Here is a 6,408-nt window from a genome sequence, read left to right as displayed (position 1 = left end):
TCGCCAGGACCGGCACTGCGGTGGACAGCACCCAGGTCAGCACCTGGCGCTGGATCACGCCGGGCGCCCGGAACGTCTCGGGTACGCCGCCCCGCAGCGCCGCGACGGCGACGGGCCGCAGCACGCGCTCGGACTGCAGGTAGCCGATGATCGCCGTGGCGGTGGCACCCAGGGCGGTGGCGACGGCGACGACCGGGGCGGAATGGCTGGCGACGGGCCAGCTGGCGACGATGAACACGACGGAGCCGAGAAGCCAGTTCGAGACGCTGATCACCGACCGGTAGAACGGCATCTTCAGCGCGCGCACCCGGGCCAGCTCGGTGGCGGCCGAGTCGCCGTCGACCAGCAGTGTGTCGCGACGCTGCCAGCGGATCACCGGGATCAGCAGTCGCAGGGTCAGCCACGCCCCGACGGTGAACGCCACGAACAGGTAGCCGAGGAAGACGGCCAGGTTGAAGGCGGGCAGGTCCTGCAACTGGACGCGGTCCTCGGGGGGCAGCCCGAATCGCAGGAAGCCGAACACCAGCAACGCGCCGATGATGTCGGCCTGCAGCATGCCAAGGGTGAACACCGGCCACGGCGTACGCGCGACCCAACGGACGAATGCGGTGATTCGCCCAATCGGTATCGCCTCGGTCACCCGACAACCGTATCGGGCGACGGGGACGCTTAGCGCCGCTGTCTGAAAGGTCGTGTCGGGTCGGGCCACTAGTCTTGGGTCCTGATGAGTGGTGTTTTCTCGCGTCTGGTGGGCCAGGACGCCGTCGAAGCAGAGTTGGTGGCCGCCGCGGTGGCGGCCCGTGGTGATTCGACTCACAGCGCCATGAACACCGGAAACATGACCCACGCGTGGCTGATCACCGGCCCGCCGGGGTCCGGGCGGTCCATCGCGGCGCTGTGCTTCGCGGCCGCGCTGCAGTGCACGTCGGACGGCGTGCCGGGCTGCGGGGAGTGCCGGGCCTGCACGACGACCATGGCGGGCACGCACGCCGACGTGCGCCGGATCATTCCGGAGGGCCTGTCGATCGGTGTGGACGAGATGCGCAACATCGTGCAGATCGCCTCCCGCAAGCCCGGGACGGGACGCTGGCAGGTCGTCGTGGTCGAGGACGCCGACCGGTTGACGGAGGGTGCGGCGAACGCACTGCTCAAGGTGGTCGAGGAGCCGCCGCCGTCGACGGTCTTCCTGCTGTGCGCGCCGTCGGTGGATCCAGAGGACATCGCGATCACCCTTCGATCGCGCTGCCGCCACGTCGCGTTGGTGACGCCCCGGGTGGACGCGATCGCCCAGGTGCTGATCGACACGGACGGCCTGCCCGATGCCGACGCCCGGTGGGCGGCGTCCGTCAGTGGCGGCCATGTGGGCCGCGCGCGGCGACTGGCCACCGACGAGCAGGCGCGCGGACGCCGGGAGCGTGCGCTGGGCCTGGCCCGCGATGCGGCAACGCCGTCACGGGCGTATGCCGCCGCCGAGGAGTTGGTCACGACCGCGGAGGACGAGGCGAAGGCGCTGACCGGCGACCGCAACGAGGCCGAGACCGAGGAGCTGCGTACGGCGCTGGGCGCGGGCGGCACCGGCAAGGGCACCGCAGGAGCGCTGCGCGGGGCGACGGGCGCGTTGAAAGACCTTGAGAAACGGCAAAAGTCGCGTCACACCAGGGCGTCGCGCGATGCCCTGGACCGGGCGCTGATCGACCTCGCCACCTACTTCCGCGACGCGCTCCTGGTGTCGTCGGGTGCCGGCGTGGTGAAGCCCAATCATCCCGACATGGCCGACAAGGTCGCCGCGATGGCCGCGGTCGTGCCTCCCGACCGGCTGCTGCGGTGCATCGAGGCGGTGCTGGAGTGCCGGGAGGCACTTGCGGTCAACGTGAAGCCGAAGTTCGCTGTCGACGCCATGGTGGCGACAGTCGGGCAGGCGCTGCGCAGCTGATCCCCGTCGGTGGGAAGCGACTTGGGCGCGCGGCGACGCCTGCCGTAGACTCGTCCCGCCGGTTCACCGGCGCGCCGCCTTAGCTCAGTCGGTAGAGCGTCTCACTCGTAATGAGAAGGTCCGGGGTTCGATTCCCCGAGGTGGCTCCGCCTTGTTTGGTCCGCGCTCGGCGCGTAGACCTCCGCGAGGAACCCATCCACCAGGGGCACGACGTCGTCCAGGTGGGTCTCCAGCAGCCAGTGCCCGCCGCCGAGCAGGTGGATCGGGGCGTCTGGTAGGTCGCGACGGTAGGCATGCGCCGACTTCTCGGGCATGTAGCCGTCGTGTGGGCCCCACACGATCAGAGTCGGTGGTTGGTGCTCCCTCAGGTAGGCCTGTTCCTTGGCGAACCAGCCCAGGGTCGACGGCTGGTCCTCCAGGAGGCGGATCAGGTTGGCGATACGGGCTGGCGTCGACATCAGCGACCAGTGCAGGGTCCACAGGTCGGGGCTGATCCGGTCGGTGACGTCGTCGGGGAGCTCGCCGCGGAACTCGCTTTCGAATCCGTCGAGCGTGACGTGCTTGGCGATGTTGCGTCTGGCGGCGGGACCGGGGTTCTCCCACGACTCCTTGAGGAAGTCGTACTTGGGGCCGAACGCGTCTTGGTAGATGTCGCCATTCTGGATGACCAGGCCGGCCACTCTTTCGGGCGCCGAGAGAGCGAGCCGGAAGCCGAACTGCGAACCGTAGTCGTGCAGCCAGATGACGTACCGCTGCAGGTTCAGCGCGTCGACGAAGGCCTGCAGAAACGTTGCGTAGGCGTCGAAGGTGTAGCCGAAGTCATCGGGCGAAGGCGTTGCGCTGTAACCGAACCCGGGCAGGTCGGGCGCGACGAGACGGTAGCGATTTCCCAGCGCGGCCATCAGATTGCGGTACACGAACGACGACGCCGGGTAGCCGTGGGGCAGCAATACGACCGGAGCGTCGGCCGGACCGGCTTCCCGGTAGAACGTGTCCATCCCGTCGACGGTCGTCCTCAGATGGCGAATCGGCGCGGAGGTGAACTGCACACCCTGGTCCATTGCCGTTGCGGGCCAGAGCTAAACGGTCACTTCGCGGCGAACGCCTCGATTGCTACGCTCTTTGCGGTGTTGGCCGCGGGGAAGCCGGCATAGCCGCTGGCGTGGTAGATGACCTCGGCGAATTCCTCGTCGGTGAGGCCATTGTTGCAGGCGATCTGGAAGTGGAACTTCAGCTCGTCGGAGGCCCGCAGTGCGATGAGGGCGGCTGGACCCACCCACGGTCTCACCGCACCAGAGCTGGAGAGTCGGCCACCGCGAGCGTGAACCCACTGCGACCATTCGCGGCCGAATCAAGCGTGGACTGCGCCTGACTGAGCTTGGCGCTGCCGTCGTACTGCTCACCGGTCTGCGGGGCACCCTCACCGAAGGTGGCCACGCGTTCGACCACGTCGTATGGAAGCCGTCGAGCACGCTCACCGCGCACCCTCAACGAGTCCGAGCATCGACTGATTATCCCCTGTGCCCTACTACCTCGGTGCCAGATATCCGACGGGCCCGGCCGCCAGGCACACCGACAGCGCAGAGGTATTGGCCTTGGCCAGGATCGCATCGCCGGCACCGGACAACCGCACGTAGACGCGGTTCAAACCGGGCCGTACCCGGATCTTCGACTCGACGCCCTCGGGCAGCGACAACGTCATCGAGCCGTCACTGTTGGCCAGGTAGTTGATCTCGGCCGTCCACTCCGACGGCAGCAGCGGCCCGTCCAATGGCATCCGCACCGGGGCGTCCGGCTGGACGAAGTAGCCGCACTGCGGCGCAGGACCCGGCACGATCGACCGCACCCACGTCACCTTGGCGGGGAGTATCCGACCGTTCATGTCGAGCATCCGTAGATCCGTTGTACTCGAATCGAATTGGGGTCGGTTGGGCAGTAGCGCAAACACGTGGCTGACCAGGTTCTCTGGCCAGGCGACGCGCTGTAGCACCAGCGGATCGACTTCCTGGTCGAGCATGGGTGCGCTGGAGGCGGCATTGGCCTGGGCCAGGCTGGCTTCGGCGGTCAGCAGATACTGCTGGGTGGGATTGTCGCGCCAGATCCGGGTGAACGTCACTGTCGAGTACACGCTGCTGATTACGAAAAGTAATGCACAGCAAGCGGTTACGGCGGTCCGTGCCGACGATGCGTCCAGCCAGCGCGACTTCGCTCGGTTCGGCGCGCAGAACCCGACCGCGGCCAGCAGTGCGAGCACCACGACGAGATCGGGCAGATAGCGCAACGTCTGGGCCAGCTCCAATGCGGTGAACCTCGACGAGCGCATCAGATAGATCGGCACCTGGCACGCGACGGCGTAGCCGACGGCCACCAGCCACACCGCGCCGATGCGTTCCTTGCGGATCAGCGACGCCGCGAGCACCGCCGCCAACACGACCCAACCCAGGATCATCACCACCAAAGGTGGTGTCGCCCACGGTGAAGCGGGTGCCCAGCGCTGCCAGTCCCACGGTCCGCCCGCCAGGCCGGGCACGATCCCGTGTGTCACCGACCGGCGCAACAAGTCCCAGGTCATGCCGAGATCGAAACTCCACCGCTGTTGATCGACGACGATGAGGTACAACCCGACCCACGCCGCCGTCAGCACCAGCGACGCCACCCACAACCGCGCGCCGCGGCGCCACACCGTCCTCACGGCGGCACGGTCGCCCGTCACATGGGCCAGCAGCGCGGTGACCGCGAACGCGACGAACGGAATCACCGCTGCCTTCTCGAAGAACAGCAGACCGAACAGGAACACCAGCGCACCGCTCAGCGCATAACGCTTCCGCTCGGTCCGCACCAGCATGATGGCGTCGGCGCACACCCAGGCCAGCGCGGCGATCATCGGCAACGAGTTCAGCGCGGCCGCCCACCACGCGAACGCGGGCACGCCGAGCGGTGTGAACAACGCGAAGGTCAGCGGCACCAGCAGCACGGGCCGCCAGCCGAGGATGACGCGCAGCGCGCGCAACAATGCCAGCGACACGATCAGTTGCAGCACGACGAGGCTGATCGCCGGCCCGATCCAGGTCAACGGCGCGAGCCGGGTGATGCCCCCGGCGATCAGGAACGCGGCCGGCATGACGTGGCCGTCGTGGTCGTCGAACAGGTACGACGGCGACAACAGCCCTTGGGTACCGGCGCGCCCGGTGAGGATCAGGTCGTCCCAGTAGAAGTAGCCCTCGAACGCGAGCACCGCCCGAAGCACCAGCTGCAGCGCGATCAGCGCGACGGCCATACGGGCAACCCAATTCACTCCTCGAAACTCTACGGGGAGGATTTCGGCGGGCATCGGTATGGTGAGCCGGTGCGGACACTGGTCACCGGAGCAGCAGGATTCATCGGATCGACGCTGGTAGATCGCCTGCTGGCGGACGGTCACAGCGTCATCGGGGTCGACGACCTCAGCTCGGGTCGCAGCACGAACCTCGGTCCGGCCGAGCGTTACGACGGTTTCGAGTTCGCCAAGGCCGACATCGTCGACGCCGATCTGATCGGCTTGCTGGCCGACACCAAACCGGAGGCGGTGTTCCACCTCGCCGCGCAGATCTCGGTCAAGCGCTCGGTGGACGACCCGCAGTTCGATTCGAGCGTCAACGTGGTCGGCACGGTGCGGCTGGCCGAGGCCGCCCGCAAGGCGGGTGTGCGCAAGGTGGTGCACACGTCGTCGGGTGGGTCGGTCTACGGCATCCCGCCGGTCTATCCGACCAGCGAGGACGTGGCCGTCGACCCGGCATCGCCCTACGCCGCAAGCAAGGTCTGCGGCGAGGTGTACCTCAACATGTTCCGCAACCTCTACGGCCTGGACTGCTCGCACATCGCGCCGGCCAACGTGTACGGCCCCCGCCAGGACCCGCACGGCGAGGCAGGCGTGGTCGCGATCTTCGCCCAGGCGCTGTTGTCGGGCAGACCGACCAAGATCTTCGGCGACGGCACCGACACCCGCGACTACGTGTTCGTCGACGACGTGGTCGACGCCTTCGTGCGGGCGTCGGGCGAGGTCGGGGGAGGGCAGCGTTTCAACGTCGGGACCGGTGTCGAAACGTCCACGCGCCAACTACATTCGGCGATCGCCGCGGCGGTCGGCGCACCGGACGAGCCCGAGTTGCACCCGCCGCGACTCGGTGACCTGAAGCGGTCGTGCCTCGACATCGGCCGGGCCAGTGCCGTCCTCGGCTGGTCACCGAAGGTCGCGCTCGAGGACGGTGTGGCGCGGACCGTGGACTTCTTCCGCGGGTAACGCTGCAGCAACCGCAACGACGCCGCAGTGGTCGCAACCGCCGTTGGCGGGACCGTCGTGTACCGCAATGGCCAGTTCCGCGACGGATACGGAAAGACCCTGAAGTCCGGCCGCTTCCTGCGTGCAGGTGTCAATCAGGCCCGGCTCGCGAAAACGCCTGTCTGACATGGCCAGAACCCAGCAGCAGCGCCGCGAG

At 68.0% G+C, this 6,408-nt stretch carries 6 protein-coding genes, 1 tRNA gene and 2 pseudogenes; 4 read left to right on the top strand and 5 right to left on the bottom strand.

Annotated elements, in window-relative coordinates; genetic code table 11:
• A pseudogene (locus tag QOC69_RS10555) lies at positions 1-640 on the bottom strand (adenylate/guanylate cyclase domain-containing protein); the annotation flags it as partial.
• A gap of 84 nt (positions 641-724) precedes the next feature.
• Between QOC69_RS10555 and QOC69_RS10550 the strand changes: the two are divergent.
• Together QOC69_RS10550 and QOC69_RS10545 are read left to right on the top strand one after the other, a co-directional pair.
• Entirely contained in the window at positions 725-1,933 is a 1,209-nt protein-coding gene (locus QOC69_RS10550) for a DNA polymerase III subunit delta' (protein ID WP_526439106.1), read from the top strand.
• A 73-nt stretch (positions 1,934-2,006) separates the two neighbouring features.
• Positions 2,007-2,079: transfer RNA gene (locus QOC69_RS10545), tRNA-Thr, on the top strand.
• On the opposite strand, the gene QOC69_RS10540 is transcribed toward QOC69_RS10545, so the two are convergent.
• The 4 genes from QOC69_RS10540 to QOC69_RS10525 all read right to left on the bottom strand — a co-directional run bounded on the left by QOC69_RS10540 (position 2,035) and on the right by QOC69_RS10525 (position 5,264).
• On the bottom strand, positions 2,035-2,835 hold the full coding sequence (locus QOC69_RS10540) for an alpha/beta fold hydrolase (RefSeq protein WP_526439108.1): 801 nt from the start codon (positions 2,833-2,835) through the stop codon (positions 2,035-2,037). The two genes, QOC69_RS10545 and QOC69_RS10540, sit on opposite strands and share 45 nt — an antisense overlap.
• A gap of 185 nt (positions 2,836-3,020) precedes the next feature.
• A complete protein-coding gene (locus tag QOC69_RS10535) occupies positions 3,021-3,209 on the bottom strand; it encodes a carboxymuconolactone decarboxylase family protein (protein ID WP_526439104.1) in 189 nt (62 codons plus the stop codon).
• 8 nt (positions 3,210-3,217) lie between these two features.
• Positions 3,218-3,382, bottom strand: coding sequence for a hypothetical protein (locus tag QOC69_RS10530; RefSeq protein WP_526439102.1), 165 nt, complete (start codon positions 3,380-3,382; stop codon positions 3,218-3,220).
• Between the two features lie 79 nt (positions 3,383-3,461).
• Positions 3,462-5,264 (bottom strand): hypothetical protein, encoded by a 1,803-nt coding sequence (locus QOC69_RS10525; protein ID WP_526439100.1) that lies wholly within the window; start codon positions 5,262-5,264, stop codon positions 3,462-3,464.
• 15 nt (positions 5,265-5,279) lie between these two features.
• Between QOC69_RS10525 and QOC69_RS10520 the strand changes: the two genes are divergently transcribed.
• On the top strand, positions 5,280-6,212 hold the full coding sequence (locus tag QOC69_RS10520) for an NAD-dependent epimerase/dehydratase family protein (protein ID WP_526439098.1): 933 nt from the start codon (positions 5,280-5,282) through the stop codon (positions 6,210-6,212).
• A pseudogene (locus tag QOC69_RS10515) lies at positions 6,213-6,377 on the top strand (hypothetical protein); the annotation flags it as partial.
• Positions 6,378-6,408 lie beyond the last annotated feature (31 nt).

The organism is Mycobacterium sp. (genome assembly GCF_032162105.1).
GTDB lineage: Bacteria > Actinomycetota > Actinomycetes > Mycobacteriales > Mycobacteriaceae > Mycobacterium.
Note: the sequence above shows the minus strand (reverse complement) of the source record. Positions and strands in the feature narration are given on the sequence as shown.